Here is a 22,558-nt window from a genome sequence, read left to right as displayed (position 1 = left end):
CGGGTGGTCGGCGGTTCACGGCGAAGGTTCGTGGGCTGCTCGTATACCGCGTACGTCTTCGCGGCCCGCGCGCGAGTTTGCTAGCGAATTTGTGCGCGGTGTGAGAACGCATGCGCGCGAGTGGCGGCGGCCTAAGCGATCGGGCTGCTCGCAGTTGACGTCGGGTGGTCGGCGGTTCACGGCGAAGGTTCGTGGGCTGCTCGTATACCGCGTACGTCTTCGCGGCCCGCGCGCGAGTTTGCTAGCGAATTTGTGCGCAGCGTGAGAACGCATGCGCGCGAGTGGCCGCCGTCTAAGCGATCCGGCAGCTCGCAGCTGACGGCGGGTGACCGATAGGCCGCGGCGAGGTTCGTCGCTGCGTGCACCTCCTCTGACCCCGCGCACGTATTGTGCAGCCGCGCACGAGTTCGTCAGCAGTTTCGTGCGCGGCGTGCAAAAGTGTGCGCGCGAGCACGGTTCGGGGCCGACCGGTGGCTTACTTCGCTGCGATGGCATCAGAAGCAAAGTGCCCCTCGACCTTTCGGCGAGGGGCACTTCTCTGTGCTGTCTACAGCGAGACCGGGTAGACCGGCTCCTGGATTTCCGGCTTGATGCGGTCCTCGACGAAGATGCCGTGCCACACCATGAAGACCAGCAGGGTCCACAACCGGCGGCTGTGGTCCGAGGTTCCTGCGCGGTGCGCGACGAGCATGTCGCTGATCGCGGCCTTGTTCAGCAGGTGGTCGGTTTGCGATTCGAGGATCTGCTGGTGGGCCCAGTCGTAGAGTTCGGTGCCGCGCAGCCAGTGCCGCAGCGGGACCGGGAAGCCGAGCTTGGCGCGGTGCAGCACGTGCGGCGGTACGATGCCCTCGAGTGCCTGGCGCAGTGCGTATTTCGTGGTTTCCTTGGTGATCTTCTGCTCGAACGGCAGCCCCTCGGCGACCTTGAGCACCTCGGAATCCAGGAACGGCACCCGCAATTCGAGCGAGTTGGCCATGGTGATCTTGTCGGCCTTGACCAGGATGTCGCCGCGCAACCAGGTGAACAGGTCCAGGTGCTGCATGCGCGCCACCGGGTCCCAGCCGCGCGACTGCGCGTAGATCGGCGCGGTCACGTCCTGGTGGGTCCACTCGGGCCGGAATTCGCGGAGCACGGAACGCAATTGGGCGTCGCTGAAGCTGCGCGCGTTGCCGTAGTAGCGCTCCTCCAGGCTGAGCGAGCCGCGGTGCAGCAGGCTCTTGCCGCGGGTGCCGTCCGGAATGCGGTCGGAGAGCTTGCCCGCCAGCTTGCGAAGTCCGCCGGGCAGGTACTCGAAGGGCTTGAGCGACAACGGTTCCCGGTAGATCGTGTATCCGCCGAACAGCTCGTCGGCACCCTCGCCGGACAGCACCACCTTGACGTGCTTGCGCGCTTCCTTCGCCACGAAGTACAGCGGCACCAGCGCCGGGTCGGCGACGGGATCGTCGAGGTACCAGACGATTTCGGGAATCGCGGCGGCGAACTCGGCGGGGGAGACGGTCTTGATGATGTGCCTGGCGCCGATCGCCGCGGCGGTCTCGGCGGCGACGTCGGCCTCCGAGTAGCCCTCGCGTTCGAAGCTGCTGGTGAAGGTGATCAGCTTCGGGTTGTGCCGCATGGCCAGCGCGGCGACCGCGGTGGAGTCGATGCCGCCGGACAGGAACGAGCCGACGGTGACGTCCGCGCGCATGTGCTTGGCGACCGAGTCCTCCATCGCCTCGGCGATCTCGCGGTAGCGAGCGGGCGCCGAGCCCGGCGCGAAGGGACGAACCTTGAACTGCGGATGGAAGTACCGGGTGGTCTTCGGCACCTCGCCCGGACGGACCGTCGCGTAGGTGCCCGATTCCAGCCGCCGGATGTCCTTGTGCAGCGTCTCCGCCTCCGGCACGTACTGCAGCACCGTGTAGTGCTCCAGCGCACGCGGGTCGAGCTCATCGCTCAACCCGAGCGGGGACAGCAGCGCCAGCAAGCTCTTCTTCTCGCTGCCGAACGCCGTGCCGCCGGGTCCGGTAGCGAGGAACAGCGGCTTGATGCCGAACGGATCTCGCGCCAGGAACAGCTCGTTGGTCTCGGTGTCCCAGATCGCGAACGCGAACATGCCGCGCAGCTTGTGCACGGCCTCCGGACCCCAGTAGTGGAACGCGGCGACGATGGCCTCGCCGTCGCCCTCGGTGAAGAAGATCGAGTCGTCACCGAATTCGGCGCCGTACGCGTCGGCCAGTTCCTTGCGCAGCTCGAGGTAGTTGTAGATCTCGCCGTTGAAGGTCAGCGCGTAGCGCTCCCGGTTTTCCGGCGGGCCCCAGCGCAGCGGCTGATGCGAGTGCTCCAGGTCGATGAGCGCCAGGCGGTTGAACCCGAAGATCAGGTGATCGTCGTGCCAGGTGCCGCGGTCGTCGGGACCACGGTGCCGCAGGCAGTGCAATGCGTCGTACACCTGCTCCACCACGCCAGGCGCTGCCTCGTCAGATGTCAGAAACCCGAGCAGTCCACACACGGCGTCGGCAACCTCGTTTCTCCGGTCGGGACACGGCCGGAAAACGGCGTGTCCGAAAGTCTTGCGGGGGCGGTGCGCAGCGTCTGCCGCGAGCGGTTGTTCCGGTACGTGCCGGGGCCGGATCTCGCGGTGAGCACAGCGGCCGAAATGTTGTGTCCGAGTATGCCGCACACGCGCGCCGCGCGCGTACTGCGCACCCTGTCCAGGGCTTTTGCGGACGGATGCGCGGGTGCGCGCGATGCGCGGAGTGTCGAATGCGACCCGACGACAATGAGGGCGCCCGTTTGGTCTACGCTGCGTAGTACTCAGGCCATTCTCAGGCGGCGTACGCGCTCGACCGGGGACCGGCCTGATCATGTGCTTAGAACGTATCGTCGGGCGGTCGCAGCCCAGGCGGTGCAAATGTCGGAATGTGTGGCGACCAGGAAGGCGTGAGCGTGGCGCACAAGGCGAGCGAAGAGATCGGGGCACGTCCCGTGCAGGGTTCACCCACCCCACCGGCTTCGCCGGCTAGCCGTCCCCAAGGCCGGATCCTTCGGCGGGCCGGGCTGGCGGTGTCCCTCGGGATCACCGCGGTGCTCGTCTCGGGCTGCTCGATCGACAATGTTTGGCTGCGGTTCGGCTGGCCCTCGGGCATCACGCCGCAGGCCACCCGGATGCGGGAGCTGTGGACCTGGTCGGTCCTGGCCGCCCTGGTGATGGGCGTGCTGGTGTGGGGTCTGACCTTCTGGACCGTCGCCTTCCACCGCAAGAAGGCCGACTCCCCGGAGTTCCCCCGGCAGACCGGCTACAACGTGCCGCTGGAGCTGACCTACACGGCGGTGCCGTTCGTCATCATCGCGGTGCTGTTCTACTTCACCGTCGTCGTGCAGAACTTCGTGCACGAGAAGGTCGACAATCCCGACGTCACCGTCGACGTGACCGCCTTCCAGTGGAACTGGAAGTTCGGTTACCGCGGCGTCGACTTCAAGGACGGCGCCAAGTACGACGGCATCGACACCACTCGTGAGTCCGCGAACCAGGAGCAGCTCGACGAGTACAAGGAAAAGACCAAGGATGGTCACCCGCAGCCCGGCCCGATGCACAACGGCCTGCCCGCGCACGACATCCTGTCCTACCTGCACTACGACAAGGTCGAGACCTACGGTTCCAGCACCGAGGTGCCGGTCCTGGTGCTGCCGACCAACAAGGTGATCGAGTTCCAGCTCGCCGCCGCCGACGTGGTGCACGCGTTCTGGGTGCCGGAGTTCCTGTTCAAGCGCGACGTGATGCCGAACCCGAAGGAAAACCACTCGGACAACATCTTCCAGATCACGAAGATCGAAAAGGAAGGTGCGTTCGTCGGCCGGTGCGCGGAAATGTGCGGCACGTTCCACTCGATGATGAACTTCGAGGTCCGTGCGGTTACGCCGGAGAAGTTCACCAAGTACATGGACGCGCGCAAGACCGGCAAGACCAACGCCGAGGCGCTGCAGTCCATCGGTGAATCGCCGGTCGCCACGTCGACCCGGCCGTTCAACACCGATCGCACGACCAAGACCGCGGCCGAGGCAAAGTAAGGGACTGATCTGATATGAAGATCGAAGCGCGGATTTTCGAACTGCTGACGGTGTTCTTCATCATCGTCGCCATTGTCTACGGCTACTTCACCGGCGTATCCCGCACCGGCGTGGAATGGGCCGGTACCACCGCCACGGTGCTGACCGCAGGCCTGTCGCTGATCATCGGCACCTACTTCCGCTTCGTCGCACGTCGCCTCGACCTGCGCCCCGAAGACTACGAAGACGCCGAGATCGTCGACGGCGCAGGCGATCTGGGCTTCTTCTCGCCCGGCAGCTTCTGGCCCATCACCCTCGCCGGCGCCGGCGCCATCACCGCCCTCGGCCTGGCCTTCTTCCAGTTCTGGCTGATCGGCCTCGGCGTAGTCTGCATCCTCATCGCCGCCGCAGGCCTCGTCTTCGAGTACTACCTGGGCCCCGAAAAGCACTGACCCAGTACCCGAAAGCCCCCTCCGCCACCCGCCGGAGGGGGCTTTCGCCGTCTTGACGTAGGTTGCGTGCTCTTGAGGCATGCTGCAGCAGACGTCAGGTGTGTGCAACGTGCGTCAAGTGGGATGGGGGATGCCTACTTGGGACGCTGGTGCGGGTGTACCGATATCGGGTGCTGATCCGGGTACGGCGTGGGGAAGTCGTTGCTGTGCGCGGGGAAGGGTGCGGCGATCAGGTGGCAAGGCGTGCGCCGGGAAGGGACGGCGATCGGGTGACGGGGGCGTGCGCGGGGCGGGCGGCATCGCGGAAGGTAGCTGCCGCGACGCGGAGCCTGCGTGGGGTTCGGATTGCGGTGGCGCGTGGGGGAGTTCGTCGGCTGAGAGGTGCACGGCGTTGGCGGTGGGGTGGCGGCTGTGTCGGTGCGGGGGCGCCTGGTTGGTATTTGGATTGCGTTGGTGTGTGGGGGAGTTCGTCGGCTGGGGGTGTGCGGTGTTGGCGGTGGGGCGGCGGCTGTGTCGGTGTGGCGGAGTCTGGTTGGTATTTGGATTGCGGTGTGGGGGGCGGGGGTTCGGGGGTTAGATGCCGAAGGCGTGCATTAGGCGGGCGGTGGAGCGGGGGGCTACGCCGGCTAGGGCGTAGAGGGTTCGGGTGAAGCGGGGTTCGAGGCGGGGGGATTTGGTGTGGATGGCGGATTCTATGCGGTGGGCGGTTTGGTCGGCTTCTTCGCTGGAGGTGGCGGAATCGGGGGCGGTGCGGAAAGCGGGGTAGTGGACGGCGGTTACCTGGATGCCGTGGGGGGCGAGTTCGGCGTCGGCGCATTGGCCGAAGGTGGTCCAGGCGGCTTGGGCGCTGGCGTAGGAGGCGAAATTCGGTGCGGCGCCGGTGTGTGCGTTCCACGGGCCGACGTTGATGACGTGGCCCGAGCCGGAACGCAGCATGGCGGGTAGCAGGCCGAGGGTGAGGCGGAGTGGGCCGAAGTAGTTGGTGGCCATCATGTGCTGGTAGTCGCGGAAGCGGTTCAGGGACTGGGTCACCGGATTGCGCGTCGGCCGGCCGGCGGTGTTGATCAGGACGTCGACGGTGCCGAATTCGCCGAGCACCCAGGTGACGAGCTGATCGACATCGCCGAGCGCCGAGATGTCGCAACGATTCCAGTCCGCGATGCCGCCGTCCGAGCGGATCTCCTCGCACGCGCTGATGAGCTCATCGCTGCCGCGCGCGACCAGGAGCAGCTGAGCACCTTGGGCGGCAAGCACATTCGCAGTGGCCCGGCCGATGTCGGAACCGGCATCGGTGATCAGCACGCGCTGTCCGATCAGGGCTCGATCCGGCGGACGGTGTCGCTTACGATCTGCGAATCCAACCGGGACAGCACGAAATTCGGGCATCGGCACAGCAACCTTCACAAGCGGACGGGCTGAACACACGCACGGCACCGCACTGACAGTGCCGAACCCACATGCCGCCGCTACCTTCTGGCGACCATGCACGGCCGGTCACAGTATAGAGTTTGCCGCCATTTGACGGAGCCGTTCGCCATATGCCCTCGGAGCGCCCCGAGACTGCGAGCCGCCGAACCCGCCACAACGCTGTCACGCCCGCTCGGCGTTCGGCCCCGCTACACAGCCAAGCTCTGCACGCACTTCACCAAGCCCGTTGCGCCACATCTGGTGACAAGCTGGCCAGCCGTTGCACTCGCCGAGGTGGCACCTGTCCAGCTGCGCCACATCTCGTCGCCGACCGGAGCCAACAGCCCTTCCGTGATTCGCCGCGGCTAGGCCCGGCACGAAGCCACTATCCCCAAAATCTGCACTCTGTCTCGGGATCGGCACTCGGAATAGGGCCCTAAAGCCAGTGCTTATCCCGAGTGAGAGTGCAGATTTCGGCAGCGACTGGGGTGGGTCGCCGAGCGGAATCGTCGGGCCTTGCGGGGTTCGGCGCCGTGCTGCCCGGGGCGGGCAGGTGGGGGCGGGCTCGTTGGGTTGCCGTTCGGGTGGGGCTCGCTGGCTTCGCGGCTCGGGCGGGCTGGCAACCGTCGATGTCTGGCGGGAGTTCAGCGCGCTCCGCTTTGCGATGCGGTGTAGTGGTGTCTGCTCGGTGCACGGGCTGGCGCGGGTTCGCCGCTCGGCCGGTGCGGGCTGGATAGGTGTGCCGGGCGGACGGGCCGGTGGCGCTCGGATTCGCTGTGCGGGTCGGCCGGTGGTGTTTGGGTTCGCTGTGCGGGTCGGCGGGTGGCGTTCGAGTTGGTCGGCGGGTGGCGCTCGGGTCTGCCGGGCGGGTCGGCGGGTGGTGTTCGGGTTCGCGGTGCGGGTCGGCGGGTGGCGCTTGAGTTGGTCGGCGGGTCGGCGGGTGGTGTTCGGGTTCGCCGTGCGGATCGGCGGGTGGCGCTTGAGTCTGCCGGGCGGATCGGCGGGTGGCGCTTGAGTCTGCCGGGCGGGTCGGCCGGTGGCGTTCGAGTCTGCCGTGCGGGTCGGCCGGTGGCGCCTCGGGTCCGCCGTGCGGATCGGCGGATGGCGTTCGGGTCTGCCGTGCGGGTCGGCGGGTGGCGCTCGAGTCTGCCGTGCGGGTCGGCCGGGTTCGCTGTGCGGGTCGGCGGGTGGCGCTCGAGTTGGTTGGGCGGGTCGGCCGGTGGCGCCCGGGTTCGCCGGGCGGACCGTGTATTACCGCCCGCATAGCCGTTGCGGTGCGCGGCGATGCGGGCGGTATCGGTGTTGTTCGTTGTGTGAGGGTGTGTCAGTCTTTTTCTGCCGACTTTGCCTGCTTCTGCTCTGCCAGCTTCTTGCTCGCGTCGTTCTCGCACGTCTGTTCGCCGGCCGGTGCCAGTGGCAGCCCTGCCTTGCACAGGATGTCGTACTCTTTCATAAGTTTCACGTAGTCGAATTTCACGAGTTTGATATTTTCCTCGAAGCCGGGCTTGAGCTTCAGATTCTTCAGGACTTCCTTTCGCACGGCAGAATACTCCTTCTCCGCCTCTGCGTTGTCGCATGTCAGACGGCGGAAGGCGTTGTTGTAGCTGCCGCCGCTATCGCTTTCCATTGCCTTCCTTGCGGCTTCGCCGTACGCCGGTTTCGGATTGTAGACACCATCTTTGTTTTTGGTTCCGGTGGCCTTGACCCTGATTATTCTGCGAGCTTCCAGCTCGGCCTCGGCGCCACCTTCGAGCGGGCTCTGATCGCGGGCTTCCGCGAACTCGTCCAGAACGGAATTGGGCAGATCGCCTGGGCTGCAAATCGCCGTGTCCAGCGTCGGGCTGTATTGAGTTTTCATGATTTTGGTCAGCTCTGCGCTGCCCGTCGACGCTGGTGGTTCGAAAGGGGCTGCGTTGGCGTTGGCGCTCGAGGCGATAGTCCCGGTGAGAAACACGACGGCCGCTGCCGTGCGTGCGCGATTCGACAGTGTCATTCTTCCTCCACGGATGATCAGGATTGATGCCGGAACAAACGAGATCATGCCCACGGCATGGTGAGTCCGCGGGAACTACATGCCGACCGCTTCGACATATCGGGCCGCTCAGGAGGATCCGATCGAGGTGCGGTAATTCGCTCCGGAATCGGAGGGGGTATTCTCTCTGATCCTTCGATGTGCCGTAGACAGGTCTATGTAATCAGCCGAGCGAGTACGTGGTTCGAGTCACCGAGAGGTTAGCGCATCGGTGGACGCCGGACAAAACTCCTACCGGCACATCCGGCCAGTATCGGCGCGTCGAGTAGACAAAGGAAGATTGCTCCCATCCGCGACGGCGACGGCAACGAATGTCATATTCCGCACCTCGCGCTCCTACTCGAAAGGCATTTCTTTCACTATCAGATGGAAGCGTGATTTGTGGCGCACTCGCGCGTTGAATCGCGTGTTCACCCCCCATCCGACGCACGTGTCACACCGTCAGCCCCCGCGACCCCCCGCAAGCAGAATCTGCACCCTAACTCGGGACCTGCACTGGCTTTAGGGCCCTATTCCGAGTGCCGATCCCGAGTGAGAGTGCAGATCTTCAGCAAGCGGTTCAGCTCGTGGTGCGCTCTGGCTACCTGTCACCTTCGCATGAAGGCGGGCATGCCCGTCGATGTCCGGTGTACCGGGCACAGTGACCCGGTGGCATCGATGACCGCACTGAATCGCGCGCGCGGGCGGGATTTTGTGGTGCTGCATCGCATCCCGGTGGCTTTGCCGCACATCAGGACTGACCCTGCCGGGCAACCGACCGCGCCGGAAGCCCCCTGCGTCAATGCGACGGTCTAGTTGCAGCACCGGCGGGTGCCTTCCATCACCACCAGCGCAATGACGCCTACTCCTCCGACTCGTACCGCAGCGCGTTCTCCGAACGGCAGATCTCATCGATCCCGGAGACTATGTCGCGCAACAGTTCTGAGGGGAGGGCGGCGGGGCGGAGGCGGCTGGTGAAGGTGATCAGGCCGTGGTCTTCGGGGGAGAGGCCGCGGGCGGCGGACTCGGAGCGCAGGTAGCGGGAGCGCACGCCGTAGGTCATCGCGGAGATGACGGTGAAGCAGCCGGTGCGCTCGCGGTGGCCGGCGAACAGGTCGTGCAGGCGGTAGAACACCGACGTGTAGCTCGACAGCGGCGCGAAAATGCCGACCCGGTAGGCCGGTCCGCGTTCGGACGAGCTGAGGGCGGTGTCGGCGAGGTATTCGGCGTCGCGCAGGGTTTGCACCTTCGGCGCGAACAGCACCGCGCCTGCCGCGGCATTGCGTAGCGGCATGCCCGCGGGCCCGCTGGCGGCGGAGGCGATGACGCCCAGCGACTTCCGCGCCCGCGAGCCCACCTCGCGCCGCGCCCGCACCGAGCGGGTCGGTGCGGTGGGATGCAGCGTCGACCACTGCCCGAACCGCACGGTGCCCAGCTGCACGTGTCCGACGCCGCCCGGCCGCGCGACCTTCAACGGCGCGGTGTCGACCCAGCGACCCACCTGCAGTGCCGCGTTGCCGGGCCGCATGATCTCGGCGTAGGCGTGTTCGACGAAGGAGTCGAAGTCGAGGAACCGGTCGGCGTTGGTGGTGAGCCAGGTGCGGTCCTTGTCGATGTCGATCACGTCGAGGGTGAGCGCGGTGATGATGCCCGCGCGCCCACCCGCGCCGAGGATGCGGTGGAACCGCTCGGCGTGGTGGGTGCGCCCGCAGGTGCCGATGCGTCCGTCGTTGTCCACGTACTCCAGATCGACGACCTGGTCGATGAACATGCCGTACTTGTGCGACGCCGCGCTCACCCCGCCCACGGACGCGAATCCGCCCGCGGTGATGTCGCGATGGTCGCCGACGATCGGCAGCCCGAGCCCGTGCGCGCCGAGCCGCCGGTCGATGTCGGACAGCTTGGCGCCGGCCTGCACCCGCACTGTCCGCCGCCCCAGGTTGATGTCGAGCACCTGATTCATCCGGCGCAGCGACACCACGGTCGGCTGGGCGGGCAGTGTGAGTCCATCGTCCAGTTGCTCGCCGCCGCGCACGGTGAGCGGTTCCGCGCGGCCGCGTGAATCCCGAACCGTGCGAACGACATCCGCCGTATCGCGGGGTAGGTATTCCTCGGCGGAGACAAACTGCGGCGTGCTCATGGCACGAAAGCTACTACAGCGCGGCCCGCGCCGCCTCCCCGATCTTGTGTGCTACCGGACGGTCGGTTCGAGTCGCTGGCTGAACAGCACGGATCCGCTCGCATCGCACAAATTGACTGTCAGTTCCCTTGACTTGCCGTCGATCTGTACTTCGCCGAAATGTTGGAAGGCGTCGAGCGGCGAAGCGTTCTGCACGGTGGGCGCGTGCACGAACACCGCCTCGGGTCCGAACGTCCCGTCCAGCGGGTTCGGTCCGAACGCACCGGCGTTGAGCGGCCCGGAGACGAACTCCCAGAACTCGTCGAAGTCGGTGAACGCCGCGCGCTCGGGCGCGTAGTGGTGTGCCGCGGTGTAGTGCACGTCGGCGGTCAGCCAGACCACATCGGTCACCTTGTTCGCCTTGATCGACGAGAGCACCTGGGCGATTTCGGTTTCCCGGCCGGACGGCGCGCCGGGGTCGCCGTTGGCCGGACCCTCGAACGCGGTGGTGTTCGGCTGTTCACCGTCCTTGACAACCAAGCCGAGCGGCAGGTCGTTGGCGACGATCTTCCACGTGGCCTTGGAGTCGCGCAGGCCCTCGATCAACCACTTCGTTTGTGCCGGACCGAAAATGCGGCCCTCGGGGCCGTTGTCGGCGTCGTTGGTGTCCTTGTAGGTCCGCATGTCCAGCACGAAGATGTCGAGCAGCGGACCGTAGGAGATCTTGCGGTACAGGCGGCCGTCCACCGCCTCCTTGGGCTCCACCGGCATCCACTCGTGGAACGCCTGCCAGGCGCGGGTGGCCAGCACGTCCATGCTGCGCTCGGCGTAGCCCTTGGACGCCGGGACGAGGCCGCCGGGGTACCAATTGTTGACCGTCTCGTGGTCGTCCCACTGCACCACCTGTGCGACCGAGGTGTTGAAGCGGAGGTAGTTCTGGTCGGTCAGGTTGTAGGCGTAGGCGCCGCGATACTGCTGAAGGGTTTGCGCGGGAGCGCTTTTCGCCTCGGGCACGGTGTTGCGCCAGATTCGCCCGTCCGGGAGCGTCACCGATTCCTTGACCGGGTTGTCCGCATAGATCGAGTCGCCCGAGTGCAGGAACAGGTGCGGGTCGCGGGCGGCCATGGTGGAGAAGATCTTCATGCCGCCGAGGTCGGGGTTGATGCCGTAACCCTGGCCGACGACGTCGCCGGACCACTGCAGCCGGATATCGGACGCGCCCGTGGGCACGGTGCGGAACACGCCGGTGATCGGTTCGGAGCGACCGCCGTCGTCACCCTCCAGCGTCACCCGGTAATGCACCTGCTCGCCCGCGGGCGGCCGTTGACGCGCACCCGTCCGGTGCCGTCGGAATCCGGCGTGAGCAACGGTCCGGTGAATCGCCTGACGTTCGTGAACGATTCGGTGGACGCCGTCTCCACGATCAGCGTCGCGGGCCGGTCGGCCCGGGCCCAGATCAGCGCGCCGTCGCTGCGCGGGTCACCCACCGCGACACCGTGTGTCAGCAGCGGCCGCTGTTTGACCAGGGCCGGTCCGTCCGACGAGCACGCGGCCAGCGCGGGGGCAGCCACCAGGCCGAGTGCGGAGGTGCGCAGCAGGGTGCGGCGGGAGAAGGTCGAACCAGTCATGGGATCACCCTGGACCAGCTATCTCAACGCAATGTGAACGGGTCCGGTCTGATTGGGTAACGGGGTGGCCGGGGCCGAGTCGCGTGGCTCACGTAGTTGGTCGGGCGCGTCGGTAGGACCGGCACTGTTCGGCTGGGGATCGTAGCCGCCACCATCGTGGAGCAGTTGACTGCTGGATACCGTCACAGATCTATTCTGGCTCAATGGATACTGTCGATCGTGGGCTGATTCATGCGCTGCATATCGACGGGCGGGTCGCGTTTAGAGACATCGCCGCGGTGCTGGGGGTTTCGGAGAACACCGTTGCTCGGCGCTATCGCAAGTTGCGCGGGGAGGGCACGGTGCGGGTGGTCGGCCTGGTCAATGGTGGGCGGCTCGGGTACGTGTCCTGGACGGTGCGGGTGCGGTGCACGCCTGATGCGGCGATGTCGGTGGCGAAGGCGTTGGCAGACCGTCCGGATACCGCGTTTGTGTACCTGCTGTCCGGTGGTACCGAGGTGTCGTGCAATGTGCAGGCGGCGAGCAGCCAGGAGCAGGATGCGTTGCTGCTGAACAAGTTGCCGCGTACCAGTCGGGTGGTGTCGGTCTCGGCGCATCTCGTGTTGCGCGGGTTCGCGTTGCCGTCGGGGTGGGGAGGTGTGGCGGCACTGGCGCCGGAGCAGGCGGCGGCTCTCGAACCGCCGCTGGTCGAATCATCGACCGCCCCAGTCGAATTGGACGACGGGGATCGGGCATTGCTGCATGCGCTCAATCGGGACGGACGCGCGTCCTACGCGGAACTGTCGACGGTGACGGGGTGGTCGGAGTCGACGGTGCGGCGTCGCCTCGCCGCGTTGCGTCGCATGGGCGTGTTGCAGTTCCACCTCGATATGCCGCCTGCCGCGATCGGATTTCGTACCGAGGCTCGGCTGTGGATCAATGCTCAGCCCGCGCACGTCGTGGATGTCGCCGAAGCCCTGGCCCGCAGGCCTGAGGTCGCTTTCGCCGCCATGACCACCGGCGGGACCAACCTGCTGGCGGCGGTCAACTGCCGCGACACCACCGATCTGAGCTTGTTCCTGACCGAAAGAATCGCTCCGCTGCAAGGTATCAACTCGATGGAAACCGCCCCCATCATCAGAACCATCAAGCGAGCGGGAGCGCTACTGCTCTGACGGTGGAAGTTGTTGTGGGCAACGGATGCTCGGATTGCGGAGTGGACCCCCGCCGCCGCCGCCGTCTCCACCTTCGTCCGCTTCGCCGTCCAACTGTCCCGGACTGGGCCGTCCACCTCACCTCGGACGAGCCGAAGTGACAGACAACCGGCAGCCTTCCGCATGGCTGAGATGCTGAGTGCGCCATGGCAATGCGCGAGATGGTGCTCGGTGAGCGTTGGAGGAGAACATCCTCCGAATACGAAGAACGCCGCCAGTCAGCAATTGGGCTGGCTAGCGGCGTTCTGGTGGCTGGAGGTGCTCAGCTGGCGGCGGTGTGCGGGATGCGGGTTGCTTCGCGCGCGCTGCCGTTGGGGATGTTCTTCTTCAGGCTGGCGGCGTAGACGTCTACGTATTCCTGGCCGCCGAGTTGCATGAGCTCGTACATGACCTCGTCGGTGACGGCGCGTTCGACGAAGCGGTTGCCGCCCATACCTTCGTAGCGCGAGAAGTCGATGGGGGTGCCGAACTTGACGGTGACCTTGCGGCGGCGCCAGCGGAACGGTCCGGGCGGGCTCACGTCGTCGGTGCCGATGACGGCGACCGGGATGACGGGGACGCCGGTTTCCAGCGCGAGGCGGGCGAGGCCGGTCTTGCCCTTGTACAGGCGGCCGTCGGGGGAGCGGGTGCCCTCGGGGTAGAGGCCGACGAGGCGGCCCTGGTCGAGCAGCTTGCGCGCGGCGTTGAGGGCGTCCTCGGCCGCGTCGGCGCCGGTGCGGTCGATCGGGAACTGGCCGGAGGTGGTGAAGAACCACTTCTGGAACGCGCCCTTGATGCCCGGGGTGTTGAAGTATTCGGCCTTGGCCAGATAGTTGATGCGCCGCGGGCTCAGCAGCGGTGCGAACAGCCAGTCCGCGAACGAGAGATGATTACCCGCCATGATCGCCGGACCGTCCGCCGGAATGTTCTCCACACCCTCGACCGTGGGCCGATTGTAGAGATGCATGAACGGTCCCAGCAGCACGTACTTCAGCAGCCAGTAGAACATGACGTCCTTCCCCCGGGACCGGGATAGAGGCGGGCACCTGCGTCAGTTGCCGACTTTACCGCTGGACCCAGATCACATCCAACCGCAGCGGCGAATCTCACCACACTCTGCCATGAGCAAGGTGACACGCCGTAATCGGCGACCGGAAGCAGATTCCTCGGCGACCGGAATTGGGTCATCGGCGACCGAAGCAAGCGTTCCTCTATCGAATACCACTGCCGCAGGTGATGTAACGTTATCCACCCGGACGGTGTCGGCCGGGCGCCACCCTGGAACGTCTCGCCGAGTTGGGCGCGGCCGCTTCATGATCAACGGCCGGCGACGATCCGGTCAGGGCTCGTTGACGGGGTCAGCGGCTGCGAGCTACTCGGGAGGACTTGCGTTCGGTTTCGATCAGCGCGGCGCGGGCCAGGTCGGCGGCGCCGATCATGCCTGCGGCCTCGCCGAGTTGAGTGGTGCGGATGCGGGCGAGAGGGCGGTGGCCCGCACCGGTTACCGAGCGGGCGTACTCCTCGCGGGCTTCATCGAGGAACAGGGGCGCGGAGCTGCTAACGCCGCCGGCTATGACGACGAGGTCGGGATCGAAGATATCGCTGACGAACGCCAGTCCGAGGCCGAGCCAGCGGGCGAAATCCTCCATCACCCGGACCGCGAGCGGGTCGCCGTCCTGCGCGGCGTTGGCGACGCGGCGGCCGGTGAGTGAGCCGGGGTCGCGGTAGACGTCCTTGGCCAGGACCGACCGGACCGGGTCGGTGGCCAGCATCTCGATCGCGGTGTCGGCGAGTGCCGTTCCGCTGCAATACCTTTCCCAGCAGCCACGTTTACCGCACGGGCAGGCGCGACCCTGCGGGACGACCTGCAGGTGGCCGAGTTCCGGTGCGACGCCGTGGGTTCCGCGATACAGCTGCCCATCGATCAGCAGCGCGGCACCGATGCCGGTGCCGATCGCGACGAGCACCACATTGTGGCCGCCCGCGGCCGCGCCGAACCGATACTCGGCCCACATGGCGGCATTCGCGTCGTGCTCGAGGATGACGGGCAGCTCGAGCCGTTCGGTGAGCCGCTGCGCGACGGGCGTGTCCTGCCAGGGCAGATGCGGGGCGAAGCGGACGGTGGAACGGTCGCCGTTGATGAAACCGGCGACGGCCAAGCCCACCGCGCCGATCGGATGCCGTTGGCACAGTTCGCGAACGGAGCGGGCGAGGGCATCCTCGAGCGCCTTGGCCGAATGCGGGGTCGGCGCCTGGACGGTGTCGAGGACCTCGCCGCTGGTGTCGATCACGGAGGCGCGAATGTTGGTGCCGCCGACGTCGATTCCGACGGTCAGCGGTCGCGCACCTGCTATGCGGTGCGTCATGCCTTGATCGTCACAGGGATGCTGACATAGCGGGACCGCTTGGGCGTCCGCGATGTGTGTTGTCCGGCAGCGGATTCCGCGCGGGGCGCGGTGTCGGATGAATAGTCCTGTGGCACACCATGATTGTGCTGTGGTCCGCCGGTCGGATCGGACTCCGGCATGACCGGATCGACCGGAACCCCCGCCAAGGCCTCGCGCAGCACCGTCACGATGGCGGTGCCGTGATCGGCCACCGTCTGCAGCACCTCGTGGTGTTGCCCACGCATCAGCGCGGCGGCCGCGCAAACGGGACACCAACTGCAACTCGACCATTCGACCTGCCCATCGGCGGCCTGACGTAATACCGGTTCCACCCGCTCCAGCACCGATTCTGCGAGCAGCTTCAACTCCGCGACGAACTCGGCCATGCCCTCCGGAACACCTTCGCCCGCAGCATCTTCCGGCCGCCCACCAGCGGCGCCGGGTGCGGCCCGATCACCGCTCACGTCCGCATCTTCGGCGCTTCGACCAGCACCGCCGCCGACCTGATCACCCTCCGCGCCACGGCTTGCCGCGTCCTCGGCATCCGGCCCGAAACCATCGCCCGGCACGTCCCGGCCCTCGGCCGACTCCCCCTTACCGCGCCCGAAGAACCCGCTCACCTCGTGTCCTTCGGCACCACGCCGGAAGAATCCGGAAGTCCGATCACCGCTCATCGCCGCTACCTTCGGGCCATAACTCCGGATCCGGCCGGAATCGCACCACGAGATGTCCGCCGTCGAGTTCCGCACCGTCGACCGTGCACCGCCGCAACACCGGCGCGAGACGCACTCGCCGCCGGACACCGTCCGCTCCCACGATCAAATCGTCCTCCACTCGGCCAAGTCGCAGCGTTGCCGCATCGACAACGGGCAGGGGCATCCGCAGTGTGTATATCGCCCGCAGACCGGTGCCTGATTCACATCGAACCACCGGTTCGCCGGAACTCGCGTCAACCTCCGCCGGACTGTCGCTCAGCATAGGTCCTGTGCCGCCGGTGTTCCTGTCCGAGTCCACCGCGTACGACAGGGCCGCGAGCGAGGTGAGTCCGATCGGCTCCGGTCCGGTGTGCTGGGCGATCAGCAGCGGGATACCCGGCATCGAGCGCGCCAATTCGGCGATGGCGGCGAGCTGTTCGCCGCGCCGGTTCAGATACCAGTGCACCGCGGGATGCTCGGTGTCGAGCGGGGAGGTGGGCGGCAGCACCTTGTTGACCACCACCGCGTCCAGCCGCAGCCCGAGCAGCGTGGCGGCGGAGCGAACCCGCTCGGATTCGGCGAGGGTGACCCGTTCGGCGACCGTGATCAGCCGCGCGCCGGTGCGCTGATGGTCGGCGAGCAGGTCGCGGACCTCGGTGACCGCCTTGACGATCCGTTCGACGGTCGCGGCGAGGATCGCCTGCCGCAGGTCGGTGCCGACGGTGCTCATCGCCCTGGCGTGCGGCGGCCAGATCCGTTCGAGATAGCCGAGCAGCGTGTCCGGCGCGGTGATGATGCGCAGCATGTCGGCCGACGGCGGGCAGTCGACGACGATCACGTCCCAGTCGTCCTCGTTCGCGAACTGGGTGATCTCGACGAGCATCAGCAGTTCCTGCACGCCGGGCAGGCCGGTCAGCTCGGCCGGGTCCAGCGCGGCGAGATCGATGCCGTGCTCGTGACCGGAGCCGGGCGACAGCACCCGGACCACGTCGCGGAACCGATCCTCCAGCAGCGCAAGGGAATCCACCTCGATCACGTCGAGGCCGGGCAGCACGTTCGCGATGCCGGTGACGGTGCCGGGATCGTGCGGAAAACGGAAGCCGAGCGCGTCCCCGAGCGAATGCGCCTGATCGAGCGAGGCCACCAGCACGCGGCTACCCGACCTGGCATAGGACATGGCGGTAGCGCACGCCAGCGTCGTCTTGCCTACCCCGCCTTTGCCGATGAACAGTTCGACCCGGGTCGTGTGCGTCGTCAGCCTTCGACCCGTTTCTTCAGTTCTTTCAGCGCGGTATCGGTGATCACCTTCTCGGCCTTGCGTTTGAACATGCCGATCATCGGGATGTTCAGGTCGACGGTGAGCGTGTAGACGACCTCGGTGTTGCCGTCGGGTTGATCGATCAGCTCGTAGGTGCCGTTCTGCGCCTTCTGCAGCTCACCGCTGACCAGCGTCCAGCTGACCGCCTTGTTGTCCGGGCTCCAGGTATAGGAGAGGACATAGCTGTCCTTCACCACGCCCGCGTCCAGCACGAACCGCGCGGTGCGCGCCCGGCCGTCCGGTCCCTTTTCCTGTACTTCGACCGATTTCGCCGCCGAGACCCACTCCGGGTAGGACTCCAGATCGGCGATGACGGACATCACCTGCTGCGACGTGGCCTCGATGATGATCGACCTCTGGGTCCTGTCGGCCATGGCGGACAGCGGTTCCTTTCAGCGTCGGTCTTGGGGATGGGAGCCGGCGGGGTGCGCGTCAGGAGGCGTGTGCGGGTGCGACACCGGCCGGACGGCCCGCCTCCAGCCGGGATTTCAGTTCGAACGCCATGTTGCGGCCTGCGACGCGGCGGGCGCGGTTGGCGGCGGCCATCCGGTTCTCCGGCAGCGCGGGCTGCGGTTCGGCGTGCAGGAAGTAGTGCACGATCACGCCGTCCAGCGCGGGCTGCAACCAGACTTCCATGGTTCCGTCCAGCGCGCCGCTGACCGTCCAGCGGATTCCCTTGTCGCCCCGGTCTTCCCGGACGACGAGGGTCAGGTCCGGCCACCAGCGGCGCCAGTTGTTCGGTGCCGATAGGACATCGGCGACGGCGATCCCTGGCGCGGCCACGAAGGTTTGGTCGGCGACCTGGATAGTGCTCACAGCGCTGAGCCTAATGGATGCCATGGCCCGGCGGCGCTTCGCTCCGGCGCAGTACCGGTCACTTTGTTCCGGGCCGAGGTGACGGCCTCTGCTACCGCAACAGTTGGCGGAGCCGGGCACCGTGGGTGTCCCAGCGCCAGCGTTCCTCGACGAAGGCCCGGCCCGCAGCACCCATCCTGGCGGCCGCGTCGGGATCGGAAAGGATGTCTACCAGGGCATCGGTGATCTGCTGAACGTTGCGACCGTCTACGACGCGCCCGGTTTCGCCCTCGATGACCGTTTCCGGAGCACCACCGGAACGGCCGGCGACGACCGGCACGCCGGAGGCGGAGGCTTCGAGATACACGATGCCGAGCCCTTCCACGTCGAGGCCCGCGCCACGGGTGCGGCACGGCATGGCGAAGACATCGGCGAGGGTGTGATGGGCGGCCAGCTCGCCGGAGGGGACGCGGCCGGTGAAGATGACGTCGTCGGCAACGCCCGCCGCGATGGCGAGTTGGCGCAGCTTTTCCTCGTAGGGTCCGCCGCCCGCGATCACCAGCACGGCCCCGGACACGCGGTCGCGGATCTCGCGCATCGCGACGATCAGCGCGTCCTGACCCTTGCGCGGGACCAGACGGGACAGGCAGAGGATCGTCGGGCGGTCGCCGAGTCCGTAGCGGTCGCGCAGTTCCGCGCGCGCGGCCGGGTCCGGGCGGAACGCGTCGGTGTCCACGCCCGGCGGCAGATACTCCAGCGCGGCGTTACGCCCGAACGCCGACGCGAAACGGCCGCGCGTGTACTTGCTGACATAGGTGACCACGTCGGTGTGCTCACCGATCTGACGCAGCGCCTGCCTGGCGCCGGGCAGCATGGACCAGCCGACCTCGTGCCCGTGCGTGCTGGCCAGGATGCGCTCGGCCCCCGCGCGCCGCAGCACCGGCGACATCAGCGCGAGCGGTGCGGCCGCGCCGAACCACACGGTGTCGCATTTCTCGCTGCGCAGCAGCCGTGCGGCCCGGCGCATCACCAGCGGGGTCGGCAGCATCAGCGTGGTGGGGTGGCGGACCACCTGAAACTTCTGTATGGCATCGAATTTCAGATGGCTGTCGCCGCGCCAGCGCGGGGCGTACACGACGAGATCGTCCGGCGGGAGCTGACCGGCCAAGGCATGCAGATAGGACTGAATACCACCCGGCCGCGGCGGGAAATCATTGGTCACCAGCAGAGTTCGGGCCATGGTGACAACCTACTGTGTTGGATTTGCGGGGGCGCCGCGCGGCGGCTCAGACCGCTTGCGTCGACAGCCAGTTGCGCCAGTCGGCGACGAAATCGGGGCGACTGATGCCGAGCACGTTCTGCAGGATCTGGTCTTCGGTGTCGGGAGTTTGCCGGGCCGCGGCGATCTGGCGGTAGAGCTCGACCAGTCGGGGCTGGTCGTATTTATCGGCGATATAGGCGCAGACGGACCAGGCTTGTTCGTAGGTGCCTGCGGCATTGCGGCCGGTGAAATCTGAGTCGGCAGGCAAGTCGCGCGGGAGGTCGTGGCGGCGGGCCTGCTCGGTGAGGGTGGGTGCGATGTCGGCGAAGCGCTGGCCCTGACCGCGATGGGCGATGTAGTCGGCGAAACCCTCGAGCATCCACAGCGGCGCGCCGTCGCGGGTCTCGGCGCGGGTGGCGATGTGGGTGAGTTCGTGGCGGAGCAGGGTGCGCAGTCCGGCGGGGTCGAGGCGGCGGCCCGCGTCGGGGCTGAACACGATGCGCTGGCCGGTCGGCTGGGTGCCCGGTGCGAACGGGTCCGCCACCGAGGCGGCGGCGACCTCGGCGGACATGCTGCCCGCGTGCACGAGGCCGGCGAACTCGGAGGGGGAGGAGGCGACGACGACCGTGCTGGCCTGCGCCCAGTCCTTGCCCCACACGTCGGTGACCGCGGTGGTCGCGGCGGCGAGTTCGCGCTCCAGCACGTCGATTTCGGTGCGCTGCGCGGGATGGCCGACGACCAGCGATTGTTGCCCGTCGCCGGTCGCGACCTGGTGCGCCAGGATCGGACCGAACGGTTCGATACTGCGCCGCACCTCGGCCAAGCGCGGATCGCTGGCCGGGGCCTGCCCAACGGCGTCGGCGGTCGCCTGTGCCGCATGCGGTTTCGGCAGCGCGGAATTCGGCAGCATGATCAGGGCACCGCAAAAACCGGTGAAAGCGATCACCATCGCAACGGTCAAGCAAAACTCGAACCGCCGCCGCGCCGACCACCACGCGCGCAGACCGCGCAGGTCACTCACCGCTGCGCCTCGCCGTCCGGCGCAGATATGGCCTGATACCAGTAGGGGTTGGACAGGTTATGTCCATTCATAGTTGGTCAGTATCGCCGAGCGGAGTTGTAGGGCGTCGAGCCCATGGGGGCGACGGCGACCGGGACACCGAACGTGGAGGCGTGCAACATGAGTCCGTTGCCCGCGTAGATGCCTACGTGGGAGATGTCGGAGTAGAAGAACACGACGTCGCCGGGTTGTAGTTCGTCCTTGGAGACCGGCGTGCCGTAGGTCGCCTGCGCGGAGCTGGTGCGCGGCACGTTCTTGCCGACCTGTTTGAACGCCCACTGGACGAGTCCGGAGCAGTCGAACTGGTTCGGGCCGGTCGCGCCCCACACGTAGGGATCGCCGATGCGGGTGAGGCCCGCGGCCAACGCGCTGGTGCCGCTGCCGGGGACCAGCCCCTGCAGCAGGCTGTCGCGATCGAAGCCGGGCGGGAAGGGCGAACCGGCGAGGGCGGACTTGTCCTTGGTGGACAGCGAGCCCCACGCCTGCACCACCTGGGCGATGGCGCCGCCGAGGTCGCTGCGTTTGCGTTCCAGATCGGCGCGCACGGTGTCGGCCTTGTCGGCGGCCGCGCGGGCCTCGTCGGCGGCTCGGCGCGCGACGGTTTCCGCGGCGTCGGCGGAGTCGGTCGCCACCTTGTACTGATCCAGCTGCGCGGAGGTCTGCGCGGCGAGCACGTCCAGCGTCGACATCTGGTCGAGCAGTTGCTGCGGGGAATCGCTGACCAGCACGGCGAACAGCCGGTTGGTGCGCGCGCCCTGATAGGCGGCGATCGCGGTCCGGTCGATGATCGGCTGGTACTTGCGCACCTCGTCGCGGGCACGGTTCACCACGTCGGTGCTCGCGGCCAGCTTGGCGTCCGCGTCGCGCTGGATCACCTGCTTGGCGTCGAGGTCGTTCTGCGCGTCGAGCGCCTGCTGGTTGAGTTGCTCGGACTGTCGCGAGAGGTCGATCATTCGCTGCACGGCCTCGCTGGCCGTGGACGGGAGTGCGACCGGATCAGCTCCGGCCGGACTGCCACCGTAGAGGGCAGTGGTGGCCAGGACGCCAGCGGCCAGTGCCCCTCCCACCAGACGTCGCGTGCCATGTCTCCGGTGAGTTGCCACAGCCTGCCGTGCCCCGCTCTCTCGTGAAACGATCTCTCTGGAACCGACGATCTGAACCGACGAGCCCCTGTCTGCGAAAAACGAGGTTTGCGCTGTGCGCGCCCCGGGTAGTTCGAGAAGGTCTCGATTAGGTTACGGAACGGCCTGGGTCTATGTCCAGTAGAGAACGAAATGATCACAGGAGCCGTCCGGCGGTCGGGCCGCGATGTACGGCCCGACCAGCGGTTTCTCAGAAGCGACGGGCTCCGGCGACCGGCATCGAGGAGATCGGGGCCACCTGCACGGGCGTGCCCGCGGTGGACGCGTGCACGACATTGCCGTCGCCGGCGTACAGGCCGGAGTGGCCGCCGCCGTAGAACGACACCAGGTCGCCCGGCTGCAGGTCGTCCATCGAGACCGGGCTGCCTGCGGACAGCTGGGCTCCGCTGGTGCGCGGCAGCTCCAGGCCCGCCTGCTCGTAGGACCACTTGACCAGGCCGGAGCAGTCGAACGCGTTCGGGCCTGCGGCGCCGTACACGTACGGTGCGCCGAGCTTGCTCATGGCGGCGTCGAGGGCTTCCTCGCCGATCGTCCGCTTCGGGGCGACGAACGGCAGCGGCGCCTGGCCCGGCAGTTCGATGCCCGGGATGCCCTGCGGGATCTGGATCTCGTTCGGCACCTCGAAGGTTCCCACGCCGGGGATGTTCACCGGCTGGGCCGATGCGGGGGCGGCCGGAAGCAGGAACGCGCCGATGGTGGCAGCGCCGACGGCCCCGGCGGCGACGGCACGCTGCGCCGAACGCTTGACGGATTTGGTCGTCATGATGCGGTACTCCCAATCTGCCCCACGACGCCGCACCCTGACTGGTGCCGCGGACTTCGTGTCGTTCGCACCGGGTTGGTGCGTCGGACTCCGTGAGGTCTCGAAAAGGTTACGAACACATCACGGGGGTTTGTAAAGTCCGCCGCCTGCGAAATGCGTGCGCGGGTGTGAATTCACGCTTAAACAGTGTGAGATATATCCCAACAATCACGAATAGATAACGACGCGTTCCCGGCGGCGAGCTTCCCGGTCGCTATCTCGGTCAGCGATGCCATGCTTCCCGGGCGGGCCGGCGGGCACCGTTTGGACATTCCCCCAG

At 67.2% G+C, this 22,558-nt stretch carries 17 protein-coding genes and 1 pseudogene; 3 read left to right on the top strand and 15 right to left on the bottom strand.

Annotated elements, in window-relative coordinates:
- Positions 1-547: 547 nt before the first annotated feature.
- Positions 548-2,491, bottom strand: coding sequence for an asparagine synthase (glutamine-hydrolyzing) (gene asnB / locus ACFWF1_RS28165; RefSeq protein WP_379287023.1), 1,944 nt, complete (start codon positions 2,489-2,491; stop codon positions 548-550).
- A 476-nt stretch (positions 2,492-2,967) separates the two neighbouring features.
- Between asnB and ACFWF1_RS28160 the strand changes: the two genes are divergently transcribed.
- Entirely contained in the window at positions 2,968-4,050 is a 1,083-nt protein-coding gene (locus ACFWF1_RS28160) for a cytochrome c oxidase subunit II (RefSeq protein ID WP_379322231.1), read from the top strand.
- Positions 4,051-4,064: 14 nt separating this feature from the next.
- Positions 4,065-4,481, top strand: a complete 417-nt coding sequence (locus ACFWF1_RS28155; protein ID WP_378722150.1) for a cytochrome c oxidase subunit 4 — start codon at positions 4,065-4,067, stop codon at positions 4,479-4,481.
- Between the two features lie 573 nt (positions 4,482-5,054).
- Here the strand turns inward: ACFWF1_RS28155 and ACFWF1_RS28150 are convergent.
- From ACFWF1_RS28150 to ACFWF1_RS28135, 4 genes and pseudogenes are all read right to left on the bottom strand, one after another.
- The gene (locus ACFWF1_RS28150) at positions 5,055-5,783 is read right to left on the bottom strand and encodes an SDR family NAD(P)-dependent oxidoreductase (protein WP_379287026.1); all 729 of its coding nucleotides are present in this window, start codon (positions 5,781-5,783) and stop codon (positions 5,055-5,057) included.
- A 1,429-nt stretch (positions 5,784-7,212) separates the two neighbouring features.
- On the bottom strand, positions 7,213-7,935 hold the full coding sequence (locus tag ACFWF1_RS28145) for a hypothetical protein (protein ID WP_379322227.1): 723 nt from the start codon (positions 7,933-7,935) through the stop codon (positions 7,213-7,215).
- Between the two features lie 826 nt (positions 7,936-8,761).
- On the bottom strand, positions 8,762-10,039 hold the full coding sequence (locus tag ACFWF1_RS28140) for an FAD-binding oxidoreductase (protein ID WP_357382029.1): 1,278 nt from the start codon (positions 10,037-10,039) through the stop codon (positions 8,762-8,764).
- A gap of 51 nt (positions 10,040-10,090) precedes the next feature.
- A pseudogene (locus ACFWF1_RS28135) lies at positions 10,091-11,646 on the bottom strand (alkaline phosphatase D family protein).
- A 203-nt stretch (positions 11,647-11,849) separates the two neighbouring features.
- Between ACFWF1_RS28135 and ACFWF1_RS28130 the strand changes: the two are divergent.
- Complete coding sequence (locus ACFWF1_RS28130; protein WP_379287030.1) at positions 11,850-12,800, top strand: Lrp/AsnC family transcriptional regulator; 951 nt, start codon at positions 11,850-11,852, stop codon at positions 12,798-12,800.
- Between the two features lie 301 nt (positions 12,801-13,101).
- Here the strand turns inward: ACFWF1_RS28130 and ACFWF1_RS28125 are convergent, their stop codons facing one another.
- From ACFWF1_RS28125 to ACFWF1_RS28080, 10 genes are all read right to left on the bottom strand, one after another.
- Positions 13,102-13,827: a lysophospholipid acyltransferase family protein gene (locus tag ACFWF1_RS28125; RefSeq protein WP_357382024.1), complete on the bottom strand. Its 726-nt coding sequence runs from the start codon at positions 13,825-13,827 to the stop codon at positions 13,102-13,104.
- A gap of 349 nt (positions 13,828-14,176) precedes the next feature.
- Complete coding sequence (locus tag ACFWF1_RS28120; protein WP_379287031.1) at positions 14,177-15,184, bottom strand: ROK family glucokinase; 1,008 nt, start codon at positions 15,182-15,184, stop codon at positions 14,177-14,179.
- Complete coding sequence (locus tag ACFWF1_RS28115) at positions 15,181-15,879, bottom strand: hypothetical protein (RefSeq protein ID WP_379287033.1); 699 nt, start codon at positions 15,877-15,879, stop codon at positions 15,181-15,183. Before ACFWF1_RS28115 ends, ACFWF1_RS28120 begins: the two co-directional genes overlap by 4 nt.
- Positions 15,869-17,131 (bottom strand): ArsA family ATPase, encoded by a 1,263-nt coding sequence (locus ACFWF1_RS28110; protein WP_379322230.1) that lies wholly within the window; start codon positions 17,129-17,131, stop codon positions 15,869-15,871. The genes ACFWF1_RS28115 and ACFWF1_RS28110 overlap by 11 nt, the downstream gene beginning before the upstream one ends.
- Positions 17,132-17,154: 23 nt before the next feature.
- Entirely contained in the window at positions 17,155-17,592 is a 438-nt protein-coding gene (locus tag ACFWF1_RS28105) for an SRPBCC family protein (RefSeq protein WP_379287035.1), read from the bottom strand.
- Between the two features lie 58 nt (positions 17,593-17,650).
- Positions 17,651-18,034, bottom strand: coding sequence for a polyketide cyclase / dehydrase and lipid transport (locus ACFWF1_RS28100; protein ID WP_379287037.1), 384 nt, complete (start codon positions 18,032-18,034; stop codon positions 17,651-17,653).
- A 91-nt stretch (positions 18,035-18,125) separates the two neighbouring features.
- Complete coding sequence (locus ACFWF1_RS28095; protein ID WP_379287038.1) at positions 18,126-19,253, bottom strand: glycosyltransferase family 4 protein; 1,128 nt, start codon at positions 19,251-19,253, stop codon at positions 18,126-18,128.
- Positions 19,254-19,299: 46 nt separating this feature from the next.
- Entirely contained in the window at positions 19,300-20,295 is a 996-nt protein-coding gene (locus ACFWF1_RS28090) for a hypothetical protein (protein ID WP_379287040.1), read from the bottom strand.
- Between the two features lie 77 nt (positions 20,296-20,372).
- Positions 20,373-21,401, bottom strand: coding sequence for an NlpC/P60 family protein (locus ACFWF1_RS28085; protein WP_379287041.1), 1,029 nt, complete (start codon positions 21,399-21,401; stop codon positions 20,373-20,375).
- 265 nt (positions 21,402-21,666) lie between these two features.
- The gene (locus ACFWF1_RS28080; RefSeq protein WP_357382009.1) at positions 21,667-22,239 is read right to left on the bottom strand and encodes a C40 family peptidase; all 573 of its coding nucleotides are present in this window, start codon (positions 22,237-22,239) and stop codon (positions 21,667-21,669) included.
- Positions 22,240-22,558 lie beyond the last annotated feature (319 nt).

Source organism: Nocardia sp. NPDC060255 (assembly GCF_042727395.1).
Lineage (GTDB): Bacteria > Actinomycetota > Actinomycetes > Mycobacteriales > Mycobacteriaceae > Nocardia.
This window is presented reverse-complemented; position numbering and strand designations above follow the sequence as displayed.